Genomic DNA, 14,010 nt, shown 5'->3' with positions numbered 1-14,010 from the left:
CCCAGGTCCGCGACCTGCCCGTCAACGGGAGCGTGGCGCGTTCACTCCCGCTGACCAGAGCCGCGGGATCCGTTCGCCCTTCAGTGCGGCACAATTCCCCTTCTCTGCAAGGAAGTTCACGGGCGGCCCCGGCGGCCCTCAGGGTGGGGAAGGCGGCGTACGCGGTGGCAGTGCAGGAGGCGAGACAGGGCGCGCACGGGGGCGGCTGCACGTGCGGCGGCTGCCCGCACGGCGCTCGCGAAGGGCACCGGCGTGCCGTGGCCGAGTTCCTCGCCAAGCGCGACGCACTCGCGGCGGGGGAGGGGCTGCCGCCCGCCGTCGCGCACTCGGCGGGCGCGTCCCGGCAGTGGGTGTCGGACGAGCTGACGCAGTCCGCGCGGGCCGTCGCCGAGCGCGGCAGGGCCGAGGGGGACGCCTGGCCGCACCGACTGTGGACGCGCACGCTCGTCGTGGTCTGGGGCGCCTTCGCCGTGCTGCTCGTGGTCCAGGCGCTGACCGCGATCGGCACGGGCTGGACGGCCGCACGCACGGCCGGTCTCCTCGCGGCCCTGGCCGTGGGCGGGCTGCTGACCGGCGCCGGATACCTCCACCGGGCGCGCGGCGGGGTCCTCGCGCCGGTGATCGGAGAGGACAACAGGATCTCCACCTCGCGTGCCGTGGCCGCCTCCTGGGTGCTCCTCGTCGTCTTCGCGGTGCTCGTCCTCGCGGGCCAGCTGGCCGCGGCGTCGGGTGCCGACCGGCGGGACGAGCTGATCGCCGGGCTCGAGCTCGCCCGCGCCGCCGGGGTGGTGACCGTCCTCGCCGTGGTGTGCGGGGTCGCGGTGCTCGTACGCCGTGTCGTCGGTGTGCGCGTGCTCGGGCAGCGGCTGCAGAAGGTCCGCGCCGACCGGCCGCGGGCCGCCGACCCGCTCACCGACGACGCGGGCAGCGGCAGCTTCACCGATGTGCAGTACGCCCTGGTCAGCGCGGTCGCCGTGGTCTTCGCCGCGGTCCGGCTCGCGCGCCGCCCCGAACAGCTGCCCGACCTGCCGTGGGGGCTCGCCCTGCTCGTCCTGGTCTCCGCGGCGACGTACCTGGCCGGCAAGTACTCCGAAGGCGGCCGTCCCGTGATCCTCTCCGTCGTCCGCTCCCGGGAGGCGGGCGACCTGGACGCCCCCATCCGTACGGGTGACGACATCGAGATCCGGGGCGCGGGCTTCGTGCCGCCCGGCGCCGGTGCCGCGGACCGGCTCGCCCGCATGGTCGTCCGCATCGGCACCGTGCACGTCCATGTGCCGCTCGTCCCCGTGCCGGGCGGCTTCACCAACCCGACCGACGCCACCTTGACCGTGCCCGTCCCCGTCGACGTCGAGCCGGGCCGTGTCGACGTCCAGGTGATCACCGCCGCGGGCATCGAGACGAACCGCGTCACGATCGACGTCACGGACTGAAACCATCGCTTCCCCATCAGAGCCTCCCCCCGGGACTGCCGGGCCGATGTCATGAAATCCGCCGCACGTCGGTGAGCAGCGGTCCCTCTTCGTACGTATGGTCAGATGACGGGTCGACGGGAGAGGCGGCGGAGCGATGGCGCACGGCATGCGGACGGACAGCCACACCAGCTATGTCAGGCGCGACGACTGGCGGGAGTCCGCCACCCGCTACGCCCTGCTTCCCCTGCGCGTCTTCCTCGGCATCACCTTCATCTACGCGGGTCTGGACAAGCTCACCGACAGCGCCTTCATGCAGGCCAGCGGGGCGGGTTCGATCGGCGCCATGATGGAGGGAGTCCGCGACATCTCGGCCATCCCCGCACTCGTCGACCTCGCCCTGAAGAGCCCCGTCGGCTTCGGCTACGCCATCGCCCTCGGCGAACTGGCCGTCGGCATCGGCACCCTGATCGGCCTCTTCGCCCGGCTCGCCGCGCTCGGCGGAGCGCTGATCTCGCTCAGTCTCTGGCTGACCGTCAGCTGGTCCACCGAGCCCTACTACTACGGCAACGACCTGGCGTACCTGATGGCCTGGCTGCCCCTGGTGCTCGCCGGAGCCTCCGTCTTCTCCGTCGACGCCCTGCTCGCCGAACGCCGCAGGAACGCGATGGGGCTCGGCTAGCCAGGGTTCGGCAGGGTCGGTCCGGGGCCGATCGGTTCGCCCGGTCCGGTCAGCCCGTCCGGGGCTAGTCCGGAGAGCGTCGGGTGCCCGAACGGCCCGAGGAGCGCGGGCGTATCCCGTGGACCGCCGCCACCACACCCGCGATCAGCAGACCGACCATCACCATCGGCAGCGCGACGAACCAGGGCGCGTCCCAGATGCCGCCCGCATCGCCCGCGTACACGACGGCGACCGCCAGCAGGAAGAGGCCCGCGACCAGCTTTCCCGGGTGGAATTCATGACGTAGCACGGGTCACCTTCGCTTGTCCGACGCCGACTTCGAGGCGCAGATCGATCGTGCCGCCGGACTTGCCGCCCGAGGGCGGCTCCAGCGTCACCTTCTTCTCCCGTCCCGGAGCGATGTCCAGGTCCTTGTCACTCGGCAACACGATGTCGCCGAGGCCCACTTCGGCGTCGAGGCGCACGGTGGCGCCCTTCGGCAGGATCACCCGGAGATCGCCCACGCCGACCTCGGCGTGCGTCTTCACCGTCTGGCCCTTGCCGATGTGGATCTTGCTCAGGTCGAGCCTGCCGGTGCCGAGGCCCACCTCGTACTGCGGCCGGACGTCCGCCGCCGTGGCGGGTATCCAGTCCGTGCGGGCGTAGTGCGTGGTGATGTTCTTCGGGAGGGCCGCCGTGGCCGCGAGGAGACCGGCCGTGAGCACCGCGAGCACGATCGACCCCGCGCCCGTGCGCCCCAGGAGGGCGCTGACCGCGATGCCGATGGCGAACACCGCGAGAGCACAGGCCAGGCCGGTCTGCAATGTCGTGCCGAGCGGGTTCGTGTCCCAGGTCAGGCCGGTACCGAGGCCGCCCGCGAGCAGAGCCAACAGGAACACCCAGCCGCCGATCCAGCGAGGCCCCCGGGGCTTGGGCGGCGGGGCGGGCGGGGTCTCGCCGCGAGGCGTACCGGGGTGGCGGCCGCTCGGCTGATAGCCGACGTCCAGGCCCCCGGGGCCCCAGAAGTAGCCGGACGCCCCGTCGTGCGTGCCGTCCTTCACTATCGGGTCGCGCCACCACGAGGGGCTGCCCGCGACGGGTGGCGCCTTCGCCTCGGGCGGGGCGTCGGCCGCCGCGTGCGCCGCCACCGGGTCGGGGTAGGGGGCGCCGCGCTGCTGCGACCAGTACCCCGCGCCCGCGAGGAGGAGGGTGAGGACGGCGGCGAAGGTCAGCGCCCCGCCGTTGTTCAACAGTGTGAGGAAGACGCCGCAGCCGACGAGGGCGAAGAGCACGGCCGTCAGGGCCTGCCCGTCGACCCGGCCGGAGAGCAGCCTGCGCGCCTCGTTCTCCTCCTCGTCCTCGTACGGCACGAAGAGCCAGGCGAAGCCGTAGACGACCAGGCCGATGCCGCTGGTGATCGCGAGGACCGCGAGGCCGATGCGGAAGATCACCGGGTCCATGTCGCAGTGCCGTCCGAGCCCCGCGCACACGCCACCGAGCTTTTTGTGCCCGCGGTCGCGGCGGAACTTCCGCTCCACGGCGGGCAGGCCCGGCTCGAAACCGCCCGCGACACCGTCAGCGAAACCGCCCGGCTCGTCCCGCGAGCCGTGCAGGGCATGGCGGAGGGCGGCCTCGGTCTCCGTCTCGGCGGGCTGCTGATCTGTCATGCGTCCATGGTGACTGCCGCGAGGCCGCCGCGGCAGTCGGGACGACCCTGGCCGAACCCTGATATCACCCCTGAGACGCCTGGGGTCCCGCCCCTGACAGGGCCGGGGCGGGGGCGGAGATCAGGGAAGTCTCGGGGGTCGACCCTGATGCCCGCATCCGCGCGCACGTGTGAATATCGGTGTCATGCCGGAAGCCGCTGCACCGCCCATCGACGACGTCCGACCGCTGCGCAAGCTCTACCGCAGCGGTGACGGCCGTTGGCTCGGCGGTGTCGCGCGCGGCCTCGCGGGACATCTCGGACTGCCCGTGATCTGGGTCCGGCTCGTCTTCGTCGGCCTGTTCACCGCGGACGGCCTGGGCGCGCTGTTGTACGCGGCGTTCTGGTTCTTCGTCCCGCTCGGCATCGGCGGTGTCGGCTCCGAGCGCCCGCCCGCGGCCGTCGCCACCGAGACGTCGTCCGACGGCCGTCGCAGGCTCGTCGCCCGCAAGCCGGACAAGGGCCAGATCGTCGCGCTCCTCGCGATGGTCGTCGTAGCCATGATCTTCGTCGGCAATGTGGACCTGGACGGCTCGACCAAGGCGTACGTCTTCCCGACCCTGCTCGTCGCGGCCGGGGTCGCCCTGGTCTGGCGCCAGGCCGACAATGCCCGCAGGGCCCGCTGGATGGCCGTCGGCCGGCGCAGGCGCACGCTGACGATCGCCCGGACGGCGGCCGGGGTGCTGCTCGTCGGTGCGGGCGTCTCCGGCGTCTTCGTGCTCCAGGGTTCCGCCGCGCATCTGGGCGCCGTCCTCCAGGCCGCGCTCGCGGTGCTCGTCGGCATCGCGCTCCTCGCCGGGCCGTATCTCGTCCGCATGACGCAGGACCTCTCCGAGGAGCGTCTGATGCGCATCAGGGCCCAGGAGCGGGCCGAGGTCGCCGCCCACGTGCACGACTCCGTGCTGCACACCCTGACCCTCATCCAGCGGAACGCGGAGAGCGCGAGCGAGGTCCGCCGTCTGGCCCGCGCCCAGGAGCGCGACCTGCGGGCCTGGCTCTACAAGCCCGAGGGCACCGGCAAGGACGAGGACGAGGAGCCCGACACCCTCGCCGAGGCGGTCCGGCAGAGCGCGGCGGAGGTCGAGGACAAGCACGGCGTCCCGATAGAGGTGGTCGTGGTCGGCGATTGCCCGCTAGACGAGAGACTGACCGCGCAGATGCAGGCCGCGAGGGAAGCGATGGTGAACGCCGCCAAGTACGGTGGCGAGGGCGGTGCGGTGCAGGTCTTCGCCGAGGTCGAGGGAGAGACGGTGTTCGTGTCCGTCCGGGACCGCGGTCCCGGCTTCGATCTGGATTCCGTGCCGGACGACCGCATGGGCGTACGAGAATCGATCATCGGCCGTATGCAGCGCAACGGAGGCACGGCGCGGCTGCGCGCAGTGCCCGGGGGCGGCACGGAAGTCGAGCTGGAGATGGAGAGGACGGCGACGACATGAGCGACGCGACCGAGGCGAACGAGCCCGCGGAGCAGGCCGGGGCGGGCGGGAGCGAGGGCGGGCGTCGTGTGCGGGTCGTCCTGGTCGACGACCACCGGATGTTCCGCACCGGAGTGCAGGCCGAGATCGGCCGGACCGAGGTCACGGGAGTCGAGGTCGTCGGAGAAGCGGCCGACGTCGACCAGGCGGTCACGGTCATCACGACCACGCGGCCCGAGGTCGTCCTCCTGGATGTGCACCTGCCCGGCGGCGGCGGTGTGGAAGTGCTGCGCCGCTGCGCGCCGTTGATGGCCGCCGCGACGGATCCGGTGCGCTTCCTCGCGCTCTCGGTCTCCGACGCCGCCGAGGACGTCATCGGCGTCATCCGGGGCGGGGCCCGCGGCTACGTCACCAAGACCATCACCGGCACGGATCTGGTCGACTCGATCTTCCGGGTGCAGGAGGGCGACGCGGTGTTCTCGCCGAGGCTCGCAGGGTTCGTCCTCGACGCCTTCGCCTCCACCGACGCGCCCCCGGTCGACGAGGACCTGGACCGCCTCACCCAGCGCGAGCGCGAGGTGCTGCGGCTCATCGCGCGCGGGTACGCGTACAAGGAGATCGCCAAGCAGCTCTTCATCTCGGTGAAGACGGTGGAGTCGCATGTGTCGGCGGTGCTGAGGAAGCTTCAGCTGTCCAACCGGCATGAGCTGACGCGGTGGGCGACGGCGCGACGGCTGGTCTGACTTGACCGACCGGTAGGCGCGTACGCGATCACGCGGTTACCCTTTGCGCGACGAGAGGAGGACGGTGTGCTGCTGAGGTTCCGCACGGCCAACGTGCGGTCGCTGCGCGAGGAGCAGGAGCTGTCCTTCGTCGTCCCGCAGGGCGAGGAATCGGACGCGGCGCGTGCGTTGGAGCTGTCAGACGGGAAGTCGCTCCAGGTCTTCCCGGTCCTGGGTGTCTTCGGTGCGAACGCTTCGGGCAAGTCCAATGTCATCACCGCGCTGAAGAAGATGAGGGAAGCGGTCCTCAGTTCATACGGGCCCTGGACGTCATACACCGGAATCCCCGATCGTCAACCCTTCGGGCTCGACCCGAAGGCCGCAGCCGAAAGCACTTTCTACGAGGCCGACTTTGTACTCGATGACGGCGTGCGGTGGACATACGGCTTCGAGCTGGGTGACAAGCGGGTCGAGTCGGAGTGGCTCCACGCGTACCCCAAGGGGCGCCGCCAGGTGTGGCTCGACCGGGATGCTTCGCGTCAGAGTGCGTACGAGTTCCCGGGTGAGCGGGTGCAGGACCGTGCGCGCCTTGCCCGCACGACACGCGCGAACGCCCTCCTTGTCAGCCGCGCGGCCAGCGACAATCATCCTCAACTCTCCAAAATTTACGACTGGTTCAGGTCGAACCTCTGGGACATCACGCCGGAGACCGAGCTGAGGCAGCGTGAGGCGTATACCGCGGAGAAGTTGCTCGACGAGGCGACGCGAGATCGTGTCCAGGAGCTTCTGCGGGCCGCTGACCTGGGCATCCAAGGTGCTGAGGTCGTGCGGCGGTCCGGAGACAACGCCCCGACTGTGAAGCTGCTTCATGGAGGTACCGGTGACGAGCCGGTGGCCTTCGACTGGGCCAATGAGTCCTTCGGTACCCGCTCATGGTTCGCGCTGATCGGGCCGCTATTGCTGGCCTTGGACAGCGGAGCCGTGTTGCTGATCGACGAGTTGGACGCCAGCCTCCATCCGCGCTTCGCGGCTGAGGTGGTCCGCCTCTTCCAGGCTCCGTGGTCCAACGCCAAGCAAGCGCAGCTGCTGTTCACATCTCATGACGCGTCGCTGCTGAAGACACCCAGGGGTGGCCGCTCGCTGGATCCGGGGCAGATCTGGCTCACGGAGAAGGACAAGGGCGGCGCCACGGAGCTGTATCCGTTGAGTGATGTTGATCCTGGTCCCGATGAGGATCTCGCGGACTCTTACCTGGCAGGCGCTTTCGGTGGAGTGCCGAACGTCAGCCAGGGGCAGATCGGACGAAAAGTGCTGACGGTACTGACGGGGGAGGCCGAGCGTTCCTGATGGCGAGGGACAAGGGGAGGGACAATCCGGGGCGGAACCGGAAGCCGAAGGTACTGCGGCGTGAAGTGTTCGTCTTCACTGAAGGCGAGGTCACCGAGCCGGAGTTCATCACCTTCGTGACCGAGAACGGCAAGCGTGCTGAGTCGGGACGCGAGATCGTCTGCACCGTTGAGAACCGGAGCGCCCCGACCAAACGCCGCAAGCCCCTGCCGCTCGTGGAAGAGGCGATCGACAAGTGGGTCGAGGTTGAGCGGGCCGCGAAGAAAGCGAAACTGAAGCCGACGGACTGGAACTGGCCTCAGGTGTGGTGCCTCTTCGACCGCGATGAGCACGAGGACATCCCTACCGCCTTCTCGCGAGCGAAGAAGGCCAAGGTGCACGTCGCGTACTCTCACCCCTGCTTCGAGTTGTGGCGCCTGCTTCACTACAAGGATCACACGAGCTCGTTCGGCGGAGTCTGTGAGAGCGCCGCGGGCCTTCTCCGGAACCAGTCCGCCTTCCCTCAGACCTACGGCCCCACCATCCAGTCGGTCTCCAAGGAGCAGGCGAAGCGCGTCATGCCGGGCCAGCTCAAAGGGAAGTACGACAAGGCGCGGCAGTTCGCCAAAGCGCTCTCTCCTGAGTACACGGGGCCGGACCAGAGCCGGTGGGACCCCTACACGGACGTATGGCGCTTCGTCGAGGACGGCCTGGACGTCGTCGACTACTGACGGTGACTTCCTGTGCGCGGTGATTCCCGAGGCCGTGAAAGCCTTAGGCTTCCCGGTGCAACCGGACGAATCGCCAGTCATCTCAGGGAGTGCCGTACGTGGCCAAGCTCACGCTCGCGCAGCTGGAACGCCATCTCTTCGCGGCGGCGGACATTCTGCGTGGCACGATGGATGCCGCCGAGTACCGAGACTTCATCTTCGTGCTCCTTTTCCTCAAGCGTGTCAATGACGAGTTCGAAGCGGCACGTGAAGTCGTCATTCAGCAGCGTCTGGCGGCAGGCGAGAGTCAGGAAGATGCCGAGGATGATGCGGAGTCGTACGAGGAGTACGGGCCGCTCGGCGCTATCTTCGTCCCGCAGGAAGCACGTTGGGAGACGTTGGCCGGTGCCGTCGACAACGTAGCCACGGAGGCCCTCCAGCCCGCCCTCGATGCCCTTGAAAGGCAGAAGGGCAACAGCGAGCTGCGCGGCTTGTTCGCGCACGTGAACTTCAACCGCATCGGCGGTGGTGGAAGCGGCAAGGGCTCGGCCGCGGCGTTGGCCGACAAGCGGCTCGCGGCGCTGATCGACCACTTCGGGAGCATCCGCCTTTGTGGTGAGGACTTCGAGTTCCCCGACATGATCGGTGCTGCGTACGAGTACCTGATCAAGGACTTCGCGGACTCGGCCGGCAGCAAGGGCGGTGAGTTCTACACCCCGCGTGCGGTCGTCCGGATGATGGTGGAGCTGGCCCGCCCGCACGGCGGCATGCGCGTGTACGACCCGTGCGTGGGCTCCGGCGGAATGCTCATCCACGCGATGGAGTACGTGGATGAGCACGGCGGCGACTCCCGCAATCTCGGCCTCGCAGGCCAGGACGCCAACAGCGGTTCGTGGGTCATGGCCACGATGAACATGCTCTTCCACGGAGCCAAGAAGTTCTCCCTGCGGACCGGTGACACCCTCACCAATCCGCTGCATCCGGAACGCGACTTCGACCTGGTCCTCAGCAACCCGCCCTTCTCCATGGACTACACGATGGCGGAGGTGCCGGGGCTCACGGATCGGATGCCGTACGGCCAGACGTCCGAGCGCGGCAAGGCCGACCTGATGTTCCTCCAGCACATGCTGGACATGGTGAAGCTGAAGGCTGGCGCGGTCTTCACCGTCATGCCGCACGGTGTGCTCTTCCGCGGCGGACAGGAGCAGAAGATCCGGGCGGAGCTGCTGAAGCACGACCTCGTCGAGGCGGTGATCGGACTCGCCCCGAACCTCTTCTACGGGACGGGCATCCCGGCCTGTGTGATCGTGCTGCGTCCGCCGGGGCAGAGGCGACCGGATCGGCGTGGGCAAGTCCTCTTCATCAACGCCGACCGCGAGTTCCACGCGGAGCGTGCCCAGAATGTGCTCCTTCCCGAGCACATCGAGAAGATCGTCTCCACGTTCCACGCGTTCGAGGGCGATGAGGTCTTCGAGGATGTCGAGGGCTTCGCGCGTGCCGTGCAGCGGGACGAGCTGGAACGCAACGACTTCAACTGCAACATCCGCCGGTACGTGGACAACACGCCGCCGCCGGAGCCACAGGATGTGCGGGCGCACTTGGTGGGGGGAGTGCCCGTCGCCGAGGTCGAGGCGAAGAAGCCGCTTCTGGACGCGTACGGCATCGGGGTGCGCGATCTGTTCGCGGTGCGGGAGAACGACTCCGAGTACGTCGACTTCCTTCCGGAGGGGGAGCGGCCGGACGCGGTGCGTCTCGCGGAGCTGGCGAGTGGGCGTGAGCGGGAGCTCTGGGGCGCCTTCGAGGAGTGGTGGACGTCGGAGACGGAGCAGATCACGGTGCTGGAGCCGGTCGACGGCGACGACCGTACAGAGCAGGAGCGTAAGGCTCAACTTGCCCGGCTTCGTGGCGAGTTGATCGGCTCGTTCCGGGATCGGCTGCTGACTGTGGGGCTTCTGGACCGGTACGCGCTCGCGGGGGCGGTCGCCGGTTGGTGGCACGACGCGAAGAACGAACTCAAGGCGCTGTCGGTCAACGGCTTCACGGGGGTCGTGGACGGCTGGGTGGAGACCGTCGAGACGATGCTCGCGCCGGAGCCGGACCCGCGTACGGGCGGGGCGCGGGACCGTACGGCGGCGGAGCGGCGTCAGGCGTACGACCATAAGGTAGTCGCGGCGATTGCCCCTGGATTCCTGGAAGACCTGGCGTCGGCGGAGCGTACGCACGCGGAGCTCGACGCGAAGGTGAAGGCGGCGCAGGAGGCGGAGGCGGCGGTTGCGGCTGCGCTGGCTGCGGCGGAGGGGGGCGACGCCGAGGACTCCGGCGCGGGGGAGATGGACCCGGAGCTGGTCAAGGCGGTGCTCAGCAAGGCTGAGATGCGGGACCTGACGAAGAAAAGGGGCGAGGCGAAGAAGGCCATCGAGGAGCTGGAGGACGACTTCTGGCCGGTGCCGGCGGTTCAGCGGAAGCGGGACGCTGAGCGGGAGAGGGTGGCGAAGAAGGCCGGTGCCGGTGCCGGTGGCGCTGGGGCGAAGGGTGGCTCGGCTTCGGGGAAGGGGCGGGCTCGGGCTGCGGAGCAAGTCGCGGCTGGTCAGGGGGCGTTGATGGAGCTGCCGGAGGCCGAGGCGGGGGCGGAGCCGGAGCCGGTGGTGGCTGAGGGGGGCGCGGCTGCCGGTGCGGCGCGGAAGGCGGGGCTCACCCGGGCTCGGGAGGAGCTGGCCGAGGCCGGTGGGGAGAGGGACGTGGTGCTCGGCATCCTGCGGGATGACCTGTCCGGGAAGCTGGGCGGTCATGTGGTGCGGCGTCAGCGGGAGTTGGGCGAGGCGTATCGGGTGTGGGAGGGGAAGTACGGGGTTTCTTTGCGGGAGATTGAGGGGCGGCGGGAGAGGGCTGCGGGGGCGTTGGAGGGGTTCTTGAAGGAGCTGGGTTATGTCGCTTAAGTCGCACCCGGAGGTGTTGCTTCGCGACACTCTGCTCGGCATCGAGTCCGGCTGGAGCCCCATTTGCGAACCCTACGCTCCCGGCAAATCGGAATGGGGAGTTCTGAGTTTGGGTGCCGTCACCTCGGGGTTCTTTATTGACAGCCAAGCGAAACGACTCCCTCCGGCTCTTAGCCCTCGTCCTGCCCTGGAAGTCGGATCAGGTGACGTTCTGGTTGCCCGGGCTAACGGGTCTAAGAGGTTGGTGGGTGTCGGGTGCGTTGTTCCCGGCGGTGTCCGTAAGGGACTTCTTCTGCCAGACCTCGTATATCGACTGGTGCCGAAACGGGAGCGTTTGGACTCTGCGTATCTCGGTCTGGTTATTTCCTCTCCTCTCTTTCGTCGACAGGTAGAAGCGGTGATGCGCAGCACCAGCGGTCAATTCAAGATCTCCAAGAGTGACCTTCTGGACTTCTCTATCCCCCTGCCGTCACTGCGTCATCAGCAACGTATCGTTGAAGCCCTTGCATCGTTGACCGAGCAAGAGCAGGCAATCGAGGCGGCCATCGCCAAGCTGCGGACGGTACGTCGTGGGGTGCTGATCTCGGCGATCCCAAGTGCTCCCGAGGCCGAGCGCGGCCGTAGTGGAATCTGGCCGACCGTGCGTGAGGTCGGCGAGGTCCGGATGGGTAAGCAGCTTTCGCCGAGCAGTCGACAATTCGGGACACAGTTGCCCTACTTGCGTGTGGCGAACGTCCTCGACGGGTGGATCAACTATTCCGACGTAAAGGTGATGGGGTTCTCGGACTCGGAGCGCAGGACGTACGAACTGCGTCCTGGCGACATTCTCCTCAACGAAGGTCAGAGCCTTGAGCTCGTCGGAAGGAGTGCGATCTACCGGAGGGGAGAAGGCGAGTTCCAATTCCAGAACACCCTCGTGCGGTTCCGTGTAGGCGAGGATGTGCTGCCGGAGTACGCGCAGACCGTATTCTCGTACTGGTTGACCACTGGCGTGTTTGCGACTATCGCGAAGAAGACAACGAGTATCGCCCACCTAGGCGGTGACCGATTCGCGTCGCTTCCGTTCCCGATGGTTTCGCTCGAAGATCAGAGGAACGTCGTCAGGACGCTCGACGCGTGGGACAAGCGAATCGCGAGCGAGGAAGACGCTCTCGCCAAGCTGCGCCGACTGAAGCAGGGGCTGGTCGATGACCTCTTGTCGGGGAAGGTGCGGGTGCAGGACGTGGCTTAAAGCTACGTTGGCGGCGTCAAGTGCAGCTCGAACCAGACTGTCTTGCCGATGCCGCCCTCGCGTAGTTCCGCGTCCCAGGCATCCGCCAGCATCGTCACCAACGCCAGGCCTCGGCCCGATTCGTCCTCTGGTGAAGCCCGACGCGGAGTCGGAAGCGTGTCGTTCGCGTCCGTGACCGAGATGTGGAGGTGGTCTTCCGTCAGTACGCAGCGAGCCCAGATCTCGCGGCCCGGAGAGGTCTTTGCGTGGCGGTACGCGTTTGTCATCAGCTCGCTCAGGAGGAGTACCGCCGTCTCCGTCAGGTCGTCCGGGAGCTTCCATGAAGTGGCCTGCTCCGTAAGGAGCGTTCGGGCCTTGCTCACGCTTCGGGCGTGACGGGGCAGGCGCCATTCGATCTCCTGCGGGAGCGCGGGCGCGGTGGGCTGTGGGGTGGAGCCGGTCTGCGTCGGCATGCGTGGTTCGGTCCTTGCGTGTGAGCTTTCGTCGTTTGCCGAGTTCACGGTCGTGGCTCGCGCGTAGCCTCAGGAGTAGCGGCGCGGGTACAGAGGGTGGTTGTACCCGCCGTGGACCCGGGAGGTGGATGCGGTGAGCGCCACAAGTTCTGAGCCGCCCATGACGTGGCGGTACTGCGGGAATCAGATCAAGCTCTGGCGCACGCGTGCTGGCTTCACTCGCGAGGCGCTGGCCATCGAGGCCGGGTATGACTACGAGTACGTAAAGTCCATGGAGCAAGGGAGGCGGAAGCCGACACTGAGGCTGCTCCAGGTCGCTGACGAGTTGTTCGAAGCGCACGGACTCCTGCTGGCAGCGCAGGATTACCTCAAGCCGGACAGGTTCCCTTCGTACTCCAAGGACTACGCCGAGGCTGAGTCCCGAGCCTCGGCTCTGCACTCGTACCAACCGCTCTTTGTTCCAGGGCAGTTGCAGACTGAGAGCTACATGCGGGCACTGCTCGGCGCGAACTGCCCTCCCCTGGACGACGAGACGATCGAGGCTCGAGTGGCTGGTCGACTGGAGCGGCAGGAAAGGTTGGTGCGCTGCCCCACGGTCCTCTTTGGGTTCGTGATCTACGAGGCCGCTTTGCATGAGCCCGTTGGTGGTTGCGACTGCATGCGCGAGCAGTTGAACCATTTGCACAACATGGGAGCCCTCCGCAATGTTTCCGTCCAAGTGCTTCCAGTTGGCCAGGGTGCGCATACGGGACTGAACGGTCCCCTCGTGCTATTGGAGACGCCTGACCACGAGAACCTTGCGTACGAGGAGGGGCAGTCGACCGGAGTTCTCCATTCCGAGCCGGATAAGGTCGCCCTGCTTACTCAGCGCCATGGCATGATCCGCATGCAATCCCTCAATGCCGAGCAATCGGCTCGGTTCATCAGGAAGGTGGCGGAGGAGCTATGAGCGAGGGGCTGGCGTGGTTCAAGTCCAGCTACAGCAACACCGAGGGTGGCGACTGCCTCGAAGTCGCCCTTGACTGGTGCAAGTCCAGCCACAGCGATGGCCAGGGTGGCGACTGCCTCGAAGCTCCCATCTGCCTCCACGTCATCCACGTCCGAGACTCGAAGCTCGGCCCCCGAAGCCCCCGCTTCGCCGTCCCCGCCGGCGCCTGGGCCGCCTTCATCTCGTACGCGTCGCACGGCGCCTGAGCCCCGAGCTTCGGGCGCCAAGATCCGAGCTCCTTTTGTAAGGAATGGGTGGTGGGTTTAACCCGCCCTCCCGCCCCAACTGCTCCCGCACGCACTGCACATCACTTTTCGTGACCGACTTGCCACACCGCGTCGCCACCCTCTAGCGTTCGCAGCAATAAACAACCCCGACAGGTGTTACCAGCACCGGCCGGGGTCTCACCCAAAGATCGAATCGAGCGATCTCGTGGCTTGCGAAAATTCTAACGC

At 68.0% G+C, this 14,010-nt stretch carries 13 protein-coding genes; 10 read left to right on the top strand and 3 right to left on the bottom strand.

Features of this window, described 5'->3' with window-relative positions; all coding sequences use genetic code 11:
• The first annotated feature begins 164 nt into the window (after positions 1–164).
• A complete protein-coding gene (locus CP970_RS16805; RefSeq protein ID WP_055548800.1) occupies positions 165–1,430 on the top strand; it encodes a hypothetical protein in 1,266 nt (421 codons plus the stop codon).
• A gap of 136 nt (positions 1,431–1,566) precedes the next feature.
• Complete coding sequence (locus tag CP970_RS16800; RefSeq protein ID WP_055548789.1) at positions 1,567–2,091, top strand: DoxX family protein; 525 nt, start codon at positions 1,567–1,569, stop codon at positions 2,089–2,091.
• Between the two features lie 64 nt (positions 2,092–2,155).
• On the opposite strand, the gene CP970_RS16795 is transcribed toward CP970_RS16800, so the two are convergent.
• Both CP970_RS16795 and CP970_RS16790 read right to left on the bottom strand, forming a co-directional pair.
• A complete protein-coding gene (locus CP970_RS16795) occupies positions 2,156–2,380 on the bottom strand; it encodes a hypothetical protein (RefSeq protein ID WP_055548787.1) in 225 nt (74 codons plus the stop codon).
• A complete protein-coding gene (locus CP970_RS16790) occupies positions 2,367–3,737 on the bottom strand; it encodes a PspC domain-containing protein (protein WP_079043605.1) in 1,371 nt (456 codons plus the stop codon). Before CP970_RS16790 ends, CP970_RS16795 begins: the two co-directional genes overlap by 14 nt.
• Positions 3,738–3,921: 184 nt before the next feature.
• On the opposite strand from CP970_RS16790, the gene CP970_RS16785 reads away from it, so the two are divergent.
• The 6 genes from CP970_RS16785 (at position 3,922) to CP970_RS16760 (ending at position 12,115) form a co-directional block, all read left to right on the top strand.
• Positions 3,922–5,211, top strand: coding sequence for an ATP-binding protein (locus tag CP970_RS16785; protein WP_055548784.1), 1,290 nt, complete (start codon positions 3,922–3,924; stop codon positions 5,209–5,211).
• On the top strand, positions 5,208–5,933 hold the full coding sequence (locus tag CP970_RS16780; RefSeq protein ID WP_055548782.1) for a LuxR C-terminal-related transcriptional regulator: 726 nt from the start codon (positions 5,208–5,210) through the stop codon (positions 5,931–5,933). The genes CP970_RS16785 and CP970_RS16780 overlap by 4 nt, the downstream gene beginning before the upstream one ends.
• A gap of 66 nt (positions 5,934–5,999) precedes the next feature.
• Positions 6,000–7,259 (top strand): AAA family ATPase, encoded by a 1,260-nt coding sequence (locus CP970_RS16775; protein ID WP_055548780.1) that lies wholly within the window; start codon positions 6,000–6,002, stop codon positions 7,257–7,259.
• Positions 7,259–7,969: an RloB family protein gene (locus CP970_RS16770; protein WP_055548778.1), complete on the top strand. Its 711-nt coding sequence runs from the start codon at positions 7,259–7,261 to the stop codon at positions 7,967–7,969. Before CP970_RS16775 ends, CP970_RS16770 begins: the two co-directional genes overlap by 1 nt.
• A 98-nt stretch (positions 7,970–8,067) precedes the next feature.
• Positions 8,068–10,884 (top strand): type I restriction-modification system subunit M, encoded by a 2,817-nt coding sequence (locus CP970_RS45525; protein ID WP_150493491.1) that lies wholly within the window; start codon positions 8,068–8,070, stop codon positions 10,882–10,884.
• Entirely contained in the window at positions 10,874–12,115 is a 1,242-nt protein-coding gene (locus CP970_RS16760) for a restriction endonuclease subunit S (protein WP_079043894.1), read from the top strand. The genes CP970_RS45525 and CP970_RS16760 overlap by 11 nt, the downstream gene beginning before the upstream one ends.
• Positions 12,116–12,117: 2 nt before the next feature.
• On the opposite strand, the gene CP970_RS16755 is transcribed toward CP970_RS16760, so the two are convergent.
• A complete protein-coding gene (locus CP970_RS16755) occupies positions 12,118–12,567 on the bottom strand; it encodes an ATP-binding protein (RefSeq protein WP_079043895.1) in 450 nt (149 codons plus the stop codon).
• 133 nt (positions 12,568–12,700) lie between these two features.
• On the opposite strand from CP970_RS16755, the gene CP970_RS16750 reads away from it, so the two are divergent.
• Together CP970_RS16750 and CP970_RS16745 are read left to right on the top strand one after the other, a co-directional pair.
• Positions 12,701–13,516 carry a helix-turn-helix domain-containing protein gene (locus CP970_RS16750; RefSeq protein WP_224058478.1) on the top strand — a complete coding sequence of 272 codons (816 nt, stop codon included), beginning with the start codon at positions 12,701–12,703 and terminating at the stop codon, positions 13,514–13,516.
• Positions 13,513–13,761, top strand: a complete 249-nt coding sequence (locus tag CP970_RS16745; RefSeq protein WP_055553827.1) for a DUF397 domain-containing protein — start codon at positions 13,513–13,515, stop codon at positions 13,759–13,761. Before CP970_RS16750 ends, CP970_RS16745 begins: the two co-directional genes overlap by 4 nt.
• The last annotated feature ends 249 nt before the right edge of the window (positions 13,762–14,010 follow it).

It is taken from the genome of Streptomyces kanamyceticus (assembly GCF_008704495.1).
Lineage (GTDB): Bacteria > Actinomycetota > Actinomycetes > Streptomycetales > Streptomycetaceae > Streptomyces > Streptomyces kanamyceticus.
Note: the sequence above shows the minus strand (reverse complement) of the source record. Positions and strands in the feature narration are given on the sequence as shown.